Below are 17,170 nucleotides of genomic sequence, written 5' to 3' on the forward strand. Positions count from 1 at the left end.
GCCTGGAGTGCGACATGAGTACTTATGAAATGCTGGAACATTCGCCCACGCCGGCCAAGGACGAGGAGTTTGTCCTGCGTGATCTGGTGCGGATGATTGTGGACCAGATCTGGTGGGTGCTGGGCATTGCGTTCAGCATCCTGCTGGCCGCCGTCCTGTACGCGAAGATGTCAACGCCCGTCTATTCGGCAGATGCGCTGGTGCAGGTGGAAACACCCAGCCCCAACTCACCCAACAGCGCCCAGGCATCGCTTGCCGCGGCGCTGATGCCGAGTGCGGGTTCGCTGCATGCCGACGCTGAGATCGAGATCATCAAGAGCCGCGCGGTGATCGACCCGGTGGTCGAACAGTTCAAGCTGAACTTCGGCACGTCCTCGAACGTCATGCCGGTGATTGGCCGGGTGACGTCGTTGTTCGCGCATAACGGTCGTCCCCTTCCCGCCCTGTTCGGCTTCGATTCATACGCCTGGGGCGGTGAAGAGTTCAAGGTGGACTCGGTGGACGTGCCGAGCATCTTGCAGGATCAGCGCCTTACGTTACGTGCGCTTGGAGAAGGCCGCTTCGAGCTGCTCGATGCAGAGAATCACGAACTGCTCAAAGGCGAAGCCGGTACCCTCGCGACAGGCAATGGCGTCACGCTGATGGTGAGTCAACTGGTTGCGCGTCCCGGCACCGAGTTCTTCGTCACGCGTGCCTCGCAGCTTGAAGCCGTGCAGGCCTTTGGTGCCGGCATGCAGGTCGGAGAGAAAGGCAAGGACACGGGCATTGTGCAGATTTCGTATAGCGGCGCGCAGCCGATCTTCATTACGGAAGTTGCGAATGCAGTGGCTGCGTCCTATCTGAAGCAGCGTACAGAGCGTGCGCAGGAAGAAGCGAACCGCATGCTGACCTTCCTGAACAACGAACTGCCGCGAGTACGTGATGAATTGCGCGCCAGCGAAACCGCGTTGGCGCAATATCAAACCGCCGCCGGATCATTCCAGCCCACTCAGGAAGCGCAGACGTATCTCTCCGGCGGACTTGACTATGAACGCCAGATTGCCGCATTGCGGATGCAGCGTGTGCAGCTACTGCAGCGCTTTACCGATGGGGCTGACGAAGTCCATGCAATCGATGCGCAACTCGCCGCGCTCAATGTAGAGAAGTCGCGCTTCGAGAACCAGTTCAAGACGTTGCCGGGGTCGGAGCGTCAGGCTGTTTCGCTGCAACGTGAAGCGAAGGTCAACTCCGAAATCTATGTTGCCCTGCTGAACAAGACCCAGGAGTTGTCGATCAGCCGTGCGGGGACGGTCGGCAATGTACATATCATCGATATGGCGCTTGTACCCTCGCAGCCCGTCAAGCCCAAGGCTGCGTTAATCATTGCCGCGGGTGGTTTGCTTGGGGTGATCGCGGGGGTTGTGTTTGCCTTTGTACGACGTGCATTTTTTGCGGGTGTGGACGATCCGGATCTGGTTGAACGCCGCTTTAACTTGCCGATCTTCGGCGCCATTCCGTTCAGTGCCGAGCAAGCCCGGCTTGATCGTGCGCGGCTTGATCGTCCGGTTGCGCTGCCTTCGACGAAAGGGACGGCGAGTGGGGTGAAGCGGCTGGGTACGCAGTCGGTGGGCGATGGACTTGGTTCGACGCTTGGTCTTTCTGCGAAAGCGCCGGTGGCAATGGCGCTTCAGAACGCGACCGTTTTGCCGGCTTCACGCAGTGCCACGCAGCCTTTGCTTTCCACGACGCATCCGTTCGATACATCGATTGAAGGGCTTCGCGGGCTTAGGGCGACGCTGCAATTTGCGCTTGTCGATGCGCCTAACCGGGTGATTGCCATTACGAGTCCGGCGCCGTCCGATGGCAAGAGTTTCCTGTCTGCCAATCTTGCCGCGCTGCTCGCGGAGTCCGGCAAGCGGGTGCTGCTTATCGATGCGGATCTGCGTCGTGGACGACTGGCTCAGTATCTCGGGCGGTCTTCACATGGTGGGCTTACTGAGTTGCTCACCGGGCAGACGGACTTCGAGATGGCTGCTCGCGAGACAGGCGTGCAGGGGTTGCACTTCATTGGTTCGGGTGCTCATCCGCCTAACCCGTCGGAGATTCTGACGTCAGCACGGTTTGCTTCGCTGTTGCAGGCTTTTGAGAAGCAGTTTGACCTGGTCATTGTTGATACACCGCCGTTGCTTGCGGTGCCGGATGCGGCTGTTATTGCCAGTTTGGCTGGGTCTACCGTACTGGTTATGCGTTCGGGTGCTCACTCGGAAAAGAATATCGCGGATTCGCTGAAGAAACTTAAACGGGCGCATGCCAGGGTTGTGGGGGGGGTGTTGAATGCCATGCCGGCCAAGAGTGGTGGTCGCAAGGGCACTTATGATTATGCTTACGCTTATACGTATACCAGCGATCCGCTCGCTGCCGACGTCAAGCATTGAAGGTTGTTCGGGGGAGATGTTTTGGTTCTGTGAGATGAGATAGCCAGTAAGGCTGCCAGTGTTTTTGACGCCCGCGCAAGCGGGCGTTATTTTTTATTCGCACTGGGTTATTCGCTCGCGCCGGTGGACGGGGTAGGTGTTGGGGAGTTTGTGGATAGTGGTCGGGGTTGATGTCGGGGTGCTAGGTTCCAGGGTTAGCGGTCGGGGTCTATGCCGGGTTGGTGCTTTCGGCCGTGGTGGTCTGCGAGAGTCGGATTTTCTCTTTATCACTATTAGCCACTGTGCGTGGCGGCACGTCATTTCTTTGTCCAAAGCGACAAAGAAACGAAGCAAAGAAAACGCTTTTAAACCACGCTACCCTAAGTGTCCACAGCGTGCAGTTTTGATTCATAGGTGCCCCAAAAGCACGGTGCTCGCCAGAGCCACGGATGTGTGAACCCCTCCTTCTCGCGAATCCTGACATGAACACGCTTCGCCACCAGTGCTCTCGGGCAAGCACGAGCGCCCATGGATCAGTTCCGCCTGACGCGCATCTGTTGCTTCATTTCTAATGCGTCAACCACGGCCCGATCCGCACCTAAGGTGCGCGTGCATCCTCTCAGATATTTGTTAGCTTTCCTATTTTTTTCAAAAAATAAAAACTATGAGATCAATCTTATCTGCTAGGAATTTTGGGTATTCATGGGGATGTATGAGATGCGGGGACATGAAATGCATGGAGGTGGTGACTATGCGATTCGAATTATTTTGTTCGGGCGTGGTACGCGCGCAGCGCGGGGTGCCCCTTGGACAGGTTCAATCACTGGTGGCGAAGCGTGTGGGTATCCGTGTTCGGAGAAGGAGGGTTTCACACATCCTCCGCTCTGGCGAGCACCGTGCTTTTGGGGCACCTATGAATAGAAACTGCACGCTGTGGACACTTAGGGTAGCGTGGTTTAAAAGCGCTTTCTTTGCTTCGTTTCTTTGTCGCTTTGGACAAAGAAACGACGTGCCGCCACGCACAGTGGCTAATAGTGATAAAGAGAAAATCCGACTCTCGCAGACCACTAACACTGAAAGCAGCAACCCGGCATAGACCCCGACCGCTAACCTCAGAACCGACCAATCCAGCACCAACCCCGACCCCTACGCCCGAAACCGCCAAAACCCAAACCCGTCCACCGGCGCGAACGAAAAACCACCGCCCTAAGCGGCCTTAACATACGCCGGCGGCATAACACTCGTCAGCTCGCTCTCCCGGCTAGGACCGGCCTTGGCCATCGCGTTCAACACCTCGACAATAAACCGTCGACGGAAATCAGCAGCACCAAACCGCTCAGCATTCCTGCGGCACGCAGCAACCGTAAAGGCATGCGAACAATCCTCGAACCGCTCCACGGCATCACACAACGCCGCCGATGTCTGGGTCATGAAATGCAACCCCGTCGCCCCTGGCGATCCAAGCGGCACCACCGACTCCAGCGCCCCACCCTTGCCATAAGCAATCACCGGTGTGCCACATGCCTGAGCCTCCACTATGGCAATGCCGAAATCCTCTTCCGCGGCATACACAAACGCCTTGGCGCGTTGCATATGATCCTTCAAGACCTCGAACGACTGATACCCCAAAATACTCACATTAGGCGTGGCCTTCGACCTCACCAGATCCATCTGCGGACCATCGCCAATCACCACCAGCTTGCGATCAGGCATGGAAGCAAACGCTTCCACAATCATATCGATACGCTTGTAAGGCACCATCCGCGAAGCGGTCAAATAGAAGTCGCCCTTCTTGTCACCCACCTCGAATGCCTGGACATCAACCGGCGGTGCAATGACCGCCGCTTCACGCCTATAGCTCTTCATGATCCGGCGAGCCACGAACTGCGAATTCGCAATCATGCGGTCCACACCGTTAGCCGAGCGCGCGTCCCAGTTGCGCAGGTAATGCAGCAACATGCGCGCAGCCCATGACCGCGGTCCATGCTCAAGACGCGCCTCACGCAAATACTGATGTTGCAAGTCCCACGCGTATCGAATGGGTGAATGCACATAACTCACATGGGTCTGGTCAGGCCCGACCAGCACGCCCTTCGCTACCGCATGCGAACTCGAGAGCACAAGGTCATAGCCGGACAAGTCGAACTGTTCGATAGCAAGCGGCATCAGCGGCAAATACCCCCGATACTTTTTCTTCGCGTAGGGAAGCCCCTGAATGAAGGACGTCTTCACTGGCTTGTTGTGAACAATGGAGCGGTCTTCGAGGAAGTCCACCAGACTGAAGATATCTGCCTGCGGAAAGCACGCAATCATCTGCTCCAGCACCTTCTCCGCGCCGCCAGACACCACCAGCCAGTCGTGAACAATAGCCACTTTCATGATGAAACCCGTCTGCTGCAGCCTTTGCTGCGATGAAGCGAGTTTAAAGATAGTCACTGCACGCTTTCGTGCGCATGCCCACACACTTCGCCCATCGCATTGCGAATAATGAGCGCTGTGTCCGCTTGCCCACGGTCGGTACCTTCATCCGCTCAGGGTTTGCCCATCGTTCATTCGACTATTCGCAACGCCCTGTCACCGATGCCAACAAAATCCGCAGCCAGCTTATCAATTCCATCCACCACGCTGCTGCGTGATAAAGGCCCGGCAACGGCCACCAACACACGCGAATCCGCCCCGCAACGCGCGGATACCACCACTGCGTCGTTATCGAAGAAAGAGCCTCGTATCCTCTTCATCGACCAGAGCGGGCAGCTCGGCGGCGCCGAAATCTGCCTGCTGCCACTTGCCATTCAATGTACCCAACGCAGCGAAGTCCTGTTGCTATCGGACGGACCGTTTCGCGAACGGCTCCAGGCTGAAGGCGTGCGGGTATCGGTAGACACGGACGCACGTATCTCGAACATCAAGAAGGACCGCATGCGGTTCGCCGCACTGGCCGCATTGCCGGGTATCGTGCGCCAGGTGCGCTCCATTGCGGCCCGCGCAAAGTCCTTCGATATCGTGTTCCTCAACACGCAAAAGGCCTTGATTCTGGGCGCATTTGGCCGCGTACTGCATCGCAAGCCTACGGTCTGGCATGTGCACGATATCGTCTCGCGCGACCACTTCGGTCGCCTGCATCTGCTGCTGATCAAGTGGGCCGTGAAGATCGGCGTCGATCATCTGATCGCTAATTCGCGTGCCTCCGCCGATGCGCTCATCGAACTCACCGGCCTGCCGCCCAGCGCGGTACCTGTCGTGCACAACGGCGTGGACATGGCGCGTTTTCGTGGCAACACAGCACAACCGGCGGCGCCAATGGACCAGCGCCGCGCGTCACTCGGCCTTCCCGTCGACGCCTTTCTCGTCGGCTTGTTCGGTCGCTTCACCGCATGGAAGGGTCAGCACGTAGCACTTGATGCGATTGCACGCGTGCCACAGGCTCATCTTGTTCTTGTCGGCGATGCACTCTTCGGCGAGACCGACTATGCACAGGGTCTGAGAGCGCAAGCGAAAGCGCTTGGCATTGAAGAGCGTGTGCACTTCGCGGGTTTTCAACACGATGTAGCGTCATGGATGAACGTGATGAACGTGGTCGTGCATGCGTCCACGCAACCGGAACCGTTCGGCCTTGTGATCATTGAAGCAATGGCCGCAGGCAAACCCGTGATCGCCTCTAACGGAGGCGCGGTGCCCGAAATATTGAGGGATCGCGAAAACGGGTTGATCGTCGAACCGGCCAATGCACCCGAGCTCGCGGATGCAATCAGCACGTTGCAGCGCGAACCCGAGCTGGCGGTGCGTCTTGCTGCCCAGGGTCGTGCCGATGCAGGCGAGTACTTCTCTATCGAACGATATCTACGCCAGATGACGCGTGCGCTTTTCGACATTGCAGCACCGGTGCCTAAGGCCGAAGCCGATGCCGATGTGAACCTCGCGAAGCATCGCTAACTCAAATGCCAATGCTAAAGCAAAGACCGAAACACACGCAAAGGAAAATTGAACCAAACGGTTAAAGATTGAAAAATCCCGGTACATGAAATGCCCGGCTTTTCGATAACTGCTTGCCTGACTGCTTCAACGCTTGCTTAGATTGCGCGGCATGGCGAGTTGGATCTCGTACAGGGCGGCAAGCATCGCCAGGTAAGCGCGTTCACTTTCAGCTTCCTGGACCGACATCCCCTTGCAGGTCTGTCCACCCATGATCATGCCAAGGCACAACGCGTAGTTGCCTGCGAACGCCGTGGGTGATGGCTCTACGTGCTTGAGCCGCGAGTAAGACGCGTCGAGCGTCTTGCGAAGATTGATTTGCATCACCGAACTCCCTTAATTGTTAAGACCTTTGACGTCGTGCCCACGCATCAGCGGCTATACAAGCTATTACGCTTTCTAACGCAGACAAAATGTTCGCGGTCGCGCAATCAGGTAGGCTTAGAGCCCGTTGCTCTGGGGACTGGCTTATTTTGACTGACTGCCGGTTCTTCTCGATCGGAGATATCTTACTAAATACATACAATATAGAAATGATCTGTTCAGGGGATCTGCGTGTGAAGCCGCAATCAGGCGGGCTTCCCCGACGCATCAAAAAAAACGCGGCAGGCCTGACAGCCCTCCGCGTTTTTTCAGAACTTATCGCAGGCCTTAGCGCTGCGTGTAATCGATCCGCTCCACACCACCGGGGGTTCCGAGCAAACATACATTCGCCCCGCGCGCCGCGAACAAGCCCACCGTCACCACGCCCGGCCATGCATTGAGTTGTGCCTCAAGCGCGAGCGGATCGGTGATCTTCAGCGTCTTCACGTCGATGATCTCGTTGCCGTTGTCGGTAATAAACGGCGAGCCGTCCTGCGTCACCCGCAGCACCGGAACACCGCCCAATGCCGTGATGCGCCGGCCGATCGCCGTGCGCGCCATCGGCACGACTTCAATGGGCAACGGGAACGTCCCAAGCACCTCGACGCGCTTGCTTGCGTCCGCGATACAGACAAACACGTCCGCCACCGACGCCACGATCTTCTCGCGGGTAAGCGCCCCGCCGCCGCCCTTGATCATCGCACCGTGCGGGTCGATTTCGTCGGCGCCGTCCACATACACAGGCAACGATTCGATCTCGTTCAACTCCAGCACCTTGAAACCATGCGCTTCGAGCCGCGCGGTCGTGGCAAGCGAGCTCGATACCGCCCCGCGATACCGCGACTTCGTACTGGCAATGGCATCGATAAAACAATTAGCCGTCGAGCCCGTGCCGACGCCGATCACCGCGCCTTCGGGTACGTTGGCGTGGACATAGGCGGCCGCTTCGGCGGCGACCAGTTGCTTCAGTTCGTCTTGGGTCATGGCGAGGGTGACAGCGTAAAGGGAAAACCTCAATTCTAGCTGAGCGGAGCCATGCAGCGTTTTCGCTGCAGCGCCGTCGCCGCCCGTTCAGACGTGCATGAAAAACCCGAGCGGATTATGCGTGCGCGCTACCGATGCAATAAACGCGAACACGATGATTGCCAGCAGACCGAACACCGCTCGCGCGCCCTTCGTGCGACCGCGTTTGAGCGCGAGCGTACCCAGCACGATATACACGATCAGCCCGGCAATCTTCGCCGACAGCCACGCTGCGTTCGGCCCAAAACCAATGATTCCCACCAGCCCGATTGCGCTCAACAGCAGCAACGTATCCACGATATGCGGCACGATCTTCACCGCGCGTTTTTGCAGCAGCGGCGATTCACGCAGCATCCAGATGTAGCGAATGACAAAACCCAGAATGCTGAGCGCCGCGCAGGTCATATGCACGGAGCGCAGCGGCAGGAAAAGATCGGACATGGGCGCGAAGGGCCTTTAAGGGAGGTATTTATCGAGCAACGCGGCCGCGATTGCATCGGTTTGCGCATCGGGGTTACCCGCGTAATCAGCGGGACGAAAGTGCATCTGGAATGCTGCGATCACGCGGCGCGACTTGTCGTCGAGCACGCCGTCGGTGGCGACGTCATAGCCGTATCGCTGGAGTTTTTGTTCCAGGGCAGTTACATCGACCAGCGACTTGGGATCGCGTCCAGCGAGATGTTGTGCCACCGTCGCGTCATCCGGCCACGCCCCAACGCCGTTGTCGTAAAGCGTGCGCCAGGGGAATGCGGGACCCGGATCTGTCTTGCGTTGCGGCGCAATGTCACTATGGCCCACCACGCGCGTGGGCGGAATCTTGTAGCGCGTGACAATGTCCTTCGCGAGCTTCACGAGCGCATCGACCTGCGCCGGCGGATACGGCTGCCAGGTGCGTCCTTGCGGCGTATCAACAGGACCCACGTTGACGTTTTCAATGCCTATCGACGCGGCGTTCAGCTCCGTCGTTCCCTGCCATTCACTTTGGCCTGCATGCCATGCCCGCTCTGATTCCGGTACGAGCTGATAGACCACAGGCTCACCGTTCTTGACCGGTGGATTATCGGGCACGACGTAGTGAACGCTGACGTCATCACCCGTCAGGACTGCGAGCGATCGCGCTTCGTCGCCTCGCGTGTAATGCATGACGAGAAAGCGCACACGCGAGTCGACACCGGGCGCGTGATAACGCGTGTCGGCAATATACGCGCCGCGATTGATCTCGGTGCTGGAGCACGCTGCGAGCAGCGCGCAACACACACCGCAAATGACGGCGGAGCTGAATCGCATGGCGTGTACTTACTTCTTCACCGACCGTTGCCGCACCGCTTCGAACAGACAAATCCCGCTCGCCACCGACACATTCAGACTCTCGACGCTGCCCGCCATCGGGATCTTCATGATCTCGTCGCAGGTCTCGCCGGTGAGGCGCCGCATGCCCTCGCCTTCCGCGCCGACAACAATCGCCACCGGACCATCGAGCTTCGTCTCGTAGACGCTCGCCGTGGCATCACCCGATGTGCCGATCACCCACACGCCCGCATCTTTCAACTCGCGCAAAGCACGCGCCAGATTCGTGACCGTGATGTACGGCACGGTTTCAGCGGCGCCGCTCGCGACCTTCGCGGCAGTTGCGTTCAGCCCGGCCGAACGATCGCGCGGGGCGATCACCGCATGCGCGCCGGCGGCATCGGCCACACGCAAACACGCGCCGAGGTTATGCGGATCAGTCACGCCATCCAGCACCAGCAGCAACGGCGTACCGCTGACGCCATCGAGCAGTTCCGCCAGGTTCTGCGCGAGCGGCATGTCGGTCGCGCGCGCCACCACGCCTTGATGGCCGACGTTGCCCGACAGGCCCCACAGGCGCGCTTCGTCGGCGGCGATCAGGCGGATGCCCGCTTCCTTGGCTGTGCGCAGGAAATCCGTCATGCGCCGGTCCTTGCGGGTCGGATCGTAGAGAATTTCTTCGATCGTCGATGCGTCGGCGCGAACCCGTGCGGTCACCGCGTGAAAACCATACAAAACTTTGAGACGTGACATGACTGGACCAGACCGTATTCAAACAAAACAAAATGGAAACGCGGCCCGGTGCATGATGCATCGGGCCGCGCATTTCAAACTGAGGCGCGTCGCCTTCGTCGCTACCGCGCGCCTCAGCGCTTCTTGCGTGGCGGGTGACTCTTGGCCGCCGCCTTCGGGACCGCGCCGCGTTTCTTCGCCACCGCTACGTCCTTGGCGATAGTCGGCGGCAGTGCAGCCGCCGCGGCTGCCTTGCCGGCAGCCTGGGACGCCGCCTTCTTGCCGCCGCGATCGCGCCGCCGGCTATTCACGCTGCTGCCTTCGTCCGACGGGAACGGCCGCACACGCGGTCCAGCGCCCGCACTCGCACCATTTAAGGCCGAGTGCTCGACGGCAGGCGCGGTGGTCCGTCCTGGCGGCTTGACGGGTGTATCGCGGACCAGCCGGAAGTCGATCTTGCGTGAATCCAGATCGACACGGCTGACCTGCACGCGCACCCGGTCCGACATCCGGTAACGAATGCCTGTGCGTTCACCGCGCAGTTCGTTCTTGATCTCGTCGTACTGGAAGTAGTCGGCGCCCAGTTCGGTGATATGCACCAGCCCTTCGATAAACAGCGAATCCAGTTGCACGAAAATGCCGAACGTTGTCACGCCGTTCACCATGCCGCCGTATTCCTCGCCGAGCTTGTCGCGCATGAAATAGCACTTGAGCCAGGCTTCCACGTCGCGCGACGCTTCGTCGGCGCGGCGTTCATTCGACGAACAATGCAGTCCGAGCTCTTCCCAGATCGCGACGTTGTTGCGCTGACGGCTGCGCGATTCGTCGTCGGATTTCTGCATGGCCCGCGCGGCCTTCGTCAGGCCCGTACTGAGCGTGACGTCATGACCGACCTCGGGCTGATACTTCTTGCCCTGCAAGATGGCGTAGATGGCGCGATGCGTGAGCAAGTCGGGGTATCGGCGAATCGGGCTGGTGAAGTGCGCGTACGCCTCATACGCGAGCCCGAAGTGACCGATGTTGTCCGGACTATAGACAGCTTGCTGCATGGAGCGCAGCACCATGCTCTGCAGCATCTGCGCGTCCGGCCGGTCGCGAACCATTGCCATGAGCGCGGCGTAATCGCTGGCGTGCGGCTTCTCGCCGCCACCCAGCGACAGACCCACGCCACGCAAAAATGCCCGCAGGTTTTCGAGCTTTTCGGGCGTCGGCCCGGCATGCACGCGATACAGCCCCGGATGTTTGTGGCGCTTGAGGAAGTCGGCGGCGCACACGTTCGCGGCCAGCATGCATTCCTCGATCAACCGATGCGCGTCATTGCGATGCCGCGGCACGATCTGCTCGATCTTGCCCTGCGCATTGCAGACAATGTACGTCTCGGTCGTATCGAAATCGATCGCGCCACGCTTCTGGCGCGCAGCGTGCAGCGACTTGTAGACGCCGTACAGGTTCTGCAATTGCGGCAACAGGTCGGCGCGCTTCGCGGCTTCCGGTCCCTTCGTGTTGGTCAGGACCGACGCGACTTCCGTATATGTCAGCCGGGCGGCCGAATGCATCACCGCCGGATAGAACTGGTACGCCTTGATCTCGCCGCGCGCGGTGATCACCATGTCGCAGACGAGCACGCAACGATCCACTTGCGGATTCAGCGAACACAACCCGTTCGATAACTTCTCGGGCAACATTGGAATCACGCGGCGCGGAAAATACACCGACGTGCTGCGATCCAGCGCATCGACATCCAGCGCCTCGTTCGGGCGCACGTAATGCGAGACGTCGGCAATCGCGACCAATAAACGAAAGCCCGTGCCGCGGCCGACCGTCATGGGCTCGCAATACACGGCGTCGTCGAAGTCGCGGGCATCTTCGCCGTCGATGGTGACCAGCGGCACATCGCGCAAATCCACGCGATGCCGGATATCGACGGGGCGCACTTCGTCCGGCAGCTTCGAGGCCTGCTCGAGCGCGCGGTCGCTGAACTCGTGCGGCACGCCGTATTTGCGCACCGCGATCTCGATCTCCATGCCCGGATCGTCAATGTCGCCGATCACTTCCGCCACGCGTCCGAGCGGCTGCGAATGGCGGCTCGGGAAGTCGGTGAGATCCACCGACACCACCTGCCCCACTTTCGCTTTCTTCGGATTCTGCGTGATCAGGATGTCGTGGCCGATGCGCTTGTCTTCGGGCACGAGGATCAGCGCGCCGTTCTCGCTGATCAGCCGGCCGATGATCCGTTTGTTCGCACGGTCCGTGACTTCCACGATATGGCCTTCAGGCCGCCCGCGACGGTCATAACCAACGATCCGCGCGAGCACGCGGTCGTTGTGCATGACCTTTTGCATTTCGCCGTTGGGCAGGAACAGGTCGTCTTGGCCATCGTCGCGAATCAGGAAGCCGAAGCCGTCGCGATGGCCTTGAACGCGGCCGGCGACGAAGTTCGAGGGATGCGTGAGTTGGTAATAGCCGCGTTTGTCGAGACGGACCTGGCCGTCACGCTCCATGGCTCCCAATCGCTTGAAAAATCCCTCGCGCTCCTGGCGCTTGATCGACAGAGCTTCAGCGATGTCGTTCGCGGCGAGCGGAGCCTCGCTCGTGCGCAACACGCCGAGAATTTCTTCGCGGCTCGGAATCGGATACGGATATTTGTTCAAGGGCTTATCGATGATCTCTTCTCGTCTAACTGAATGTCGCGGTTAATGGGGGATTACCCGTCGGCAATCCCATCCCAGCTTTACTTTCCAGCCCCGCCCGGGACTGGATCGGCGCGTTGCCGGGACGTTGCACTTAACGTTGTTCCGGTTCGTTCACGAATAGTTTGCGAACCATTCTAACACCCGCCAACCGGGCCACATCGGCGCAAAAGCCATATGGGCAATGGCTCGGAGCCGCGTTTCAGTTTCGGTCTCAAAATGCTTGACAGCGCGATACGCCCGGCTATAATTGCGTTCTTTGCTGCACACGCACCCTGCCCAGGTGGCGGAATTGGTAGACGCACATGGTTCAGGTCCATGCGCCGCAAGGCGTGGAGGTTCGAGTCCTCTCTTGGGCACCAAGATTCAAGTTCGGAGCAATCCGAAGAAGTCCGGAAAACCCCGTAAATCCTTGTGATTACGGGGTTTTTTGTCTTTTGCGGTCCGAGATTTTCCTGTTATATCCAGCGTTTTTGCGTATACCCGTTTCATGGGCAAAGTCATGCCCGGATACGTCGAACCGAAGTCGGAATTGGCGTTCGCAATGCCAAAACAGGGCCGAAGCCCTGCCTTCCTGCCGGATGGCCCGGGCCTTTCCCTGCGCATACGTCCCAACGGCGCAAAGACCTGGTTACTCCGATATCGCCCTCCTGGCACTGGGAAAGAAAACTTCCTGTGCCTTGGCCCCTACCCCGACATTAGTTTGATCGAAGCGTGGCGTCGCGCCGCCACTGCTCGCGATCTCGTGCGCGAGGGCACCGATCCGGTCGACCAACGACGTGCCGATGTTTCCGCGCGAAAGCGCGCCGCCGACGGGGCCTTCCATCTCGTCGCCAAGGCATGGCTTGAATTCAAGCGCAAAGAGTGGGCAGATGAAACCTACCGCAAGGCCGAATTTGTCCTGCGCGAGTATCTGACGCCGACGCTACGTAACAAGTCGATCTCGACGTTGTCCACCGTGCAGGTCAAACCCATTCTCGAGACGATCGCGGCGAAAGCGCCCGACCTTGCATCGAAGGCGCGTCAGTACATTGGCGGTATCGTCAGTTACGACATCCACAATGACCTGCGCGAAGATGGATCACCACTGGCGCTGCGCTGAAGCTCGCGATGCTGACCGGGTTGCGACCCGGCGTCATCGCATCGGCCCCTCGGAGCGAAATTGATCTTGACGCGGCCGAATGGCATATTCCCGGTGAACGCATGAAGATGCGGCATGACCACATCGTTCCACTTCCCCGGCAAGCGCTACTTGAACGGGCGGCATGCCGACGGTTGATCAACCTAACCAGAGTACGCTCGCACAGGCCACTCGCTGATACGCTCACCCGCTGCTTTGAGTATTGTGTCTGAATGACAAGCCGCTAGCCGAGATCGATTTGCTCATACTTGGCGTCGGGTGCTTTCGTGTAGTCAAACGACGTACCGATCAGCAGCACGGGCGTGATGGAATAGTGGCCATCGACCGTACCGGGCGTATGCTCAGGGTTCTGGCGGTCTGGCGATGCCGCTTTGCATACGGTATCGTACAAATCTTCGATTTCCCGCACCGACCCTGTCTTGTATTGCCCCCGTTTTGGGCGATCAGTGCGACCATCGCTTTTCTCCCAGATCCTGCGCCGCAATACACTACGCGAATAATTTTAGGCCGCTTCCCGCCGCAACGGCCATCAGCAACGCTTTCGCGCGCAGAGCAATCGCGCGAAAGCGTTGCTGCCTATAATCGCGAATGCTTAACGATCCCTTCAATCTGAATCTACGGCACCTCCAGGCGATGCTGGCGGTTCGCGAGCATGGCAGCGTCAGCGCAGCAGCACACCGGGTCGGGCTGTCGCAACCGGCGCTTACGCAAGCCGTGATGAAACTTGAGCAGCAGTTCGGCTACCCGCTCTTCGAGCGGCGTGCTGACGGCATGCTCGCCACGCCGGTCGGCGAGCAGGTTGCGGAGCGTGTGAATGGCGCGCTCGCTCACTTGGCCGCCGGCGCGCAGGGACTTACGCGCGGCAACGTGCGGCCCGAACGCCGCATGACGATGACCCAGTTGCGGGCGTTTCTTGCGCTCGCCGACGTGGGCAGCTTCGTTGCCGCCGCTACTGCGGCTGGCATGTCGCGCACGGCCGCGCATCGCGCCATCGGTGATCTCGAAGAAGCCGTAGGTGAAGCGCTAGTCGAGCGACGTGGGCGCGGCGTGAGCCTCAATCCCGCCGGTCGGCGTCTTGCTCGCGGCACGCGCCTCGCCGCCGCCGAACTCGCCGCGCTGCTCGTTGAACTCGGCCTGCGTCCGGAAGGTACGCTAATCGGCATCGGCGTCACGCCAGTCGCGCGCGCCTTCGTCGCTCCCGAAGCAATGGCACGCATGATCGGCGAAGCGGCGCCCGCCACATTCCGCGTCTTCGAGGGCAGTTGGGCCGAGCTCGTCGAGCCGCTGCGCGACGGCGTGGTCGATCTGATCATCGGCGAAGTCCGCAGCTACGAAATCTCCGATCTTGCGCAACGGCCGCTCTACGAAGACCGGCTGATCGTCGTAGGCGGCAGTCATCACCCGCTAGCAGGCCGCGCCGCCATTACGCTCGATATGCTCGCGGCCTATTCGTGGATCGTTGGCCTGCCGAGCTCACCGTTGCGCGGCGCGTGGGAAGAACTCTTCGACGGCCGCACGCCGCCAGCGTGCCCGATCGAGTGCGGCTCAGTAATGATCATCGGCCGGCTGCTCACGAATGGCAATTTCCTCACGTTGCTGAGCCCTGATCAGGCTGCATTGCAGATTCGCAGCGGCCTGCTCGCGCAGATCGGCGCGCCGCTGCCGCATGCCACGTCGACGATCGGTATCACCGCGCGGCGCAGTTGGCGGCCGACCGGCGTCCAGCAGCGCTTCATGGACCTGCTGCAGGACGTGTCGCATCACGCAGATGGGAACCCATCCCACAGAGGTCGGCTCGTCGCCGACTGGGTCTGATTGGCTGCCTCACCCGCTGTCAGCAAGCGCTGCATTTGATCTGCGACAACTAAGCCACAGGCAAACACTCGAAGCGTCAGGGAGTGGCTCGCGAAACATGCCCGGTGCACCGTCCATTTCATGCTGACCTCCGCATCATGGCTGAACATGGTGGAGCGCTTCTCTCCCGACACCACTGCCCAACGTCGGCGCCGTGGCGTGTTCAGTTAGTTCCCCAACTCGTCCCCGCGCTCAAGCGGGACGTCGCCGTGTATAAGAAGGATTCCAAACCAATTCGTGCGGGCTGCCAAGGCCAATGACATCTTGCACAAGGTAATTCGCGCCAACGATCACATTGACTCCAGGAAAAACGAAGCACTACCCTACGCCCGAGGTTCTGTGCTGAGTTTTCCGACTGGCCGGCGACGTACCTTCCACGTTCGAAGGCAGACGCTGTCGATAGTAGGCTTGCATAATGGCAATGCCGCCGCCCCCGAAAAGTAGCGGCATAGCCATAAAGTAGAAGATATACGGTGGCTGCCAGCCATTCTGCATTAACAGCCCCGGCAATATGGGTCCAAGAATCGCTCCGCTGCGCCCAATTCCCAGTACCCACCCAAGTCCCGTCGATCGCAAGGCGGGCGGATAGAATGCGATTGTCAATGCAGATACCCCTTTCTGGAGCCCGCTCACGCAATAGCCCAAGCAGAAGGCAGCCGGCGCAATCACCACGACGGTCGGTGACAGCAGAGCACCGACGAGAAGAACGAACGCTGCCCCGGCTACAAAGTAGATCGTGACAACGCGCGCGTTTCCGAAACGGTCCATCAGGATTCCGGTAGCAATCGCGGCGATCCCGCCCAGATTCCCGAGCGTGGAGGCAAGAATGGCATCCTGCTGTGAAGCACCTACTTTCACCAATATAAGCGGCATCCAACTTAATACGAAGAAATAGACGATGGCGTTGAAGCTTAATGCCGCCCAGAGTATTAACGTTCCCAAAAGACGCCGGTCGAGGAAAATATCCATGACGCCGCCTGCCTTGACCGCGTCATGATCCCCTGTGATCACGACCTCTTTCAACGCGGTGTGCGGATATAACCGCGACAGAATGTGTTGAACGCGCGCGGGCCCATTGCCGCCACGTCCAAGAAGGAAAATAGGCGCTTCTGGCCACACCAGCAATATCCCTAAAGCGACGATGACCGGCACGATGCCTCCAATGATCATGCCGCCACGCCAACCGTAACTGGATAAGATAGTCCACGCGGTCGCACCCGCTACCATAAAGCCGCTAGTCGTCCCGAGATACATCATCGCAATCAGAGTCGAACGACGACGAGCCGGAAAGAATTCGGAAACCAGCGCCAACGCCGGCGGGACCACGCCTCCAAGAGTGAGGCCGACGGCGATTCGAAAGATCAACAGAGTCGTCGCGTCTTTAGCCAGAATCGTTGCAAGATTCAGTGCACCCATTGCCAGCAAACACACGACCACCAGGCGCTTGGCTCCTATTTTCGACGCCACGGGTGCGAGTGCAAGAAAGCCAATCAACATGCCGCTATATCCCGCGGACAATATAGCGCCTTGCCGCGCGGGATCGATGTGCCACTCCTTCACGATCTGCGGCATCAGGTACGAGATGATTTGTAGATCAAAACCTTCGCAAAGAAGGGCTAACGCGCCCATTGCGGCGATCACGATCTGAAAGGTACCGATTGGGCGCTCATCGATAAGACTGGCAACATGCTTCGTCTGTGACATGGTGTCTCCTT

General features: G+C 59.4%; 14 protein-coding genes, 1 tRNA gene and 1 pseudogene. 7 read left to right on the forward strand and 9 right to left on the reverse strand.

Going from position 1 to position 17,170, the window contains the following annotated elements:
* Positions 1–14: 14 nt before the first annotated feature.
* On the forward strand, positions 15–2,414 hold the full coding sequence (locus ACSQ8V_RS11035) for a polysaccharide biosynthesis tyrosine autokinase (RefSeq protein WP_436205739.1): 2,400 nt from the start codon (positions 15–17) through the stop codon (positions 2,412–2,414).
* A 1,185-nt stretch (positions 2,415–3,599) separates the two neighbouring features.
* Here the strand turns inward: ACSQ8V_RS11035 and ACSQ8V_RS11040 are convergent.
* Positions 3,600–4,772, reverse strand: coding sequence for a glycosyltransferase family 4 protein (locus tag ACSQ8V_RS11040; RefSeq protein WP_436183156.1), 1,173 nt, complete (start codon positions 4,770–4,772; stop codon positions 3,600–3,602).
* 201 nt (positions 4,773–4,973) lie between these two features.
* On the opposite strand from ACSQ8V_RS11040, the gene ACSQ8V_RS11045 reads away from it, so the two are divergent.
* Positions 4,974–6,326: a glycosyltransferase family 4 protein gene (locus ACSQ8V_RS11045; RefSeq protein ID WP_436205740.1), complete on the forward strand. Its 1,353-nt coding sequence runs from the start codon at positions 4,974–4,976 to the stop codon at positions 6,324–6,326.
* A 126-nt stretch (positions 6,327–6,452) separates the two neighbouring features.
* Here the strand turns inward: ACSQ8V_RS11045 and ACSQ8V_RS11050 are convergent, their stop codons facing one another.
* The 6 genes from ACSQ8V_RS11050 to rnr all read right to left on the reverse strand — a co-directional run bounded on the left by ACSQ8V_RS11050 (position 6,453) and on the right by rnr (position 12,421).
* The gene (locus ACSQ8V_RS11050; protein ID WP_213761572.1) at positions 6,453–6,689 is read right to left on the reverse strand and encodes a hypothetical protein; all 237 of its coding nucleotides are present in this window, start codon (positions 6,687–6,689) and stop codon (positions 6,453–6,455) included.
* Between the two features lie 327 nt (positions 6,690–7,016).
* Positions 7,017–7,712 carry a ribose-5-phosphate isomerase RpiA gene (gene rpiA / locus ACSQ8V_RS11055; protein ID WP_213761573.1) on the reverse strand — a complete coding sequence of 232 codons (696 nt, stop codon included), beginning with the start codon at positions 7,710–7,712 and terminating at the stop codon, positions 7,017–7,019.
* Between the two features lie 87 nt (positions 7,713–7,799).
* Positions 7,800–8,192 carry a SirB2 family protein gene (locus tag ACSQ8V_RS11060; RefSeq protein WP_436205741.1) on the reverse strand — a complete coding sequence of 131 codons (393 nt, stop codon included), beginning with the start codon at positions 8,190–8,192 and terminating at the stop codon, positions 7,800–7,802.
* A 15-nt stretch (positions 8,193–8,207) separates the two neighbouring features.
* Entirely contained in the window at positions 8,208–9,038 is an 831-nt protein-coding gene (locus tag ACSQ8V_RS11065) for an N-acetylmuramoyl-L-alanine amidase (RefSeq protein ID WP_436205742.1), read from the reverse strand.
* A gap of 9 nt (positions 9,039–9,047) precedes the next feature.
* Positions 9,048–9,791: a 23S rRNA (guanosine(2251)-2'-O)-methyltransferase RlmB gene (rlmB, locus tag ACSQ8V_RS11070; protein ID WP_089159656.1), complete on the reverse strand. Its 744-nt coding sequence runs from the start codon at positions 9,789–9,791 to the stop codon at positions 9,048–9,050.
* Positions 9,792–9,904: 113 nt separating this feature from the next.
* Positions 9,905–12,421 (reverse strand): ribonuclease R, encoded by a 2,517-nt coding sequence (gene rnr / locus ACSQ8V_RS11075; RefSeq protein WP_436181935.1) that lies wholly within the window; start codon positions 12,419–12,421, stop codon positions 9,905–9,907.
* 316 nt (positions 12,422–12,737) lie between these two features.
* Between rnr and ACSQ8V_RS11080 the strand changes: the two genes are divergently transcribed.
* The 3 genes from ACSQ8V_RS11080 (at position 12,738) to ACSQ8V_RS11090 (ending at position 13,813) form a co-directional block, all read left to right on the forward strand.
* A tRNA-Leu gene (locus tag ACSQ8V_RS11080) sits at positions 12,738–12,822 on the forward strand.
* Positions 12,823–12,962: 140 nt separating this feature from the next.
* Positions 12,963–13,562 (forward strand): Arm DNA-binding domain-containing protein, encoded by a 600-nt coding sequence (locus tag ACSQ8V_RS11085; protein WP_436205743.1) that lies wholly within the window; start codon positions 12,963–12,965, stop codon positions 13,560–13,562.
* A gap of 8 nt (positions 13,563–13,570) precedes the next feature.
* Positions 13,571–13,813, forward strand: a complete 243-nt coding sequence (locus ACSQ8V_RS11090; protein ID WP_436205744.1) for a hypothetical protein — start codon at positions 13,571–13,573, stop codon at positions 13,811–13,813.
* An 11-nt stretch (positions 13,814–13,824) separates the two neighbouring features.
* On the opposite strand, the gene ACSQ8V_RS11095 is transcribed toward ACSQ8V_RS11090, so the two are convergent.
* Positions 13,825–13,992, reverse strand: a complete 168-nt coding sequence (locus ACSQ8V_RS11095; protein WP_436205745.1) for a hypothetical protein — start codon at positions 13,990–13,992, stop codon at positions 13,825–13,827.
* Between the two features lie 197 nt (positions 13,993–14,189).
* Here ACSQ8V_RS11095 and ACSQ8V_RS11100 point away from each other — a divergent pair, with 197 nt between their 5' ends.
* Both ACSQ8V_RS11100 and ACSQ8V_RS11105 read left to right on the forward strand, forming a co-directional pair.
* Positions 14,190–15,416, forward strand: a complete 1,227-nt coding sequence (locus tag ACSQ8V_RS11100; RefSeq protein ID WP_436205746.1) for a LysR family transcriptional regulator — start codon at positions 14,190–14,192, stop codon at positions 15,414–15,416.
* A 29-nt stretch (positions 15,417–15,445) separates the two neighbouring features.
* A pseudogene (locus tag ACSQ8V_RS11105) lies at positions 15,446–15,605 on the forward strand (IS630 family transposase); the annotation flags it as partial.
* Positions 15,606–15,773: 168 nt separating this feature from the next.
* Here ACSQ8V_RS11105 and ACSQ8V_RS11110 read toward each other — a convergent pair.
* Entirely contained in the window at positions 15,774–17,159 is a 1,386-nt protein-coding gene (locus ACSQ8V_RS11110; protein ID WP_436181939.1) for an MFS transporter, read from the reverse strand.
* Positions 17,160–17,170: the final 11 nt, after the last annotated feature.

The organism is Caballeronia sp. LjRoot31 (assembly GCF_964253885.1).
Lineage (GTDB): Bacteria > Pseudomonadota > Gammaproteobacteria > Burkholderiales > Burkholderiaceae > Caballeronia.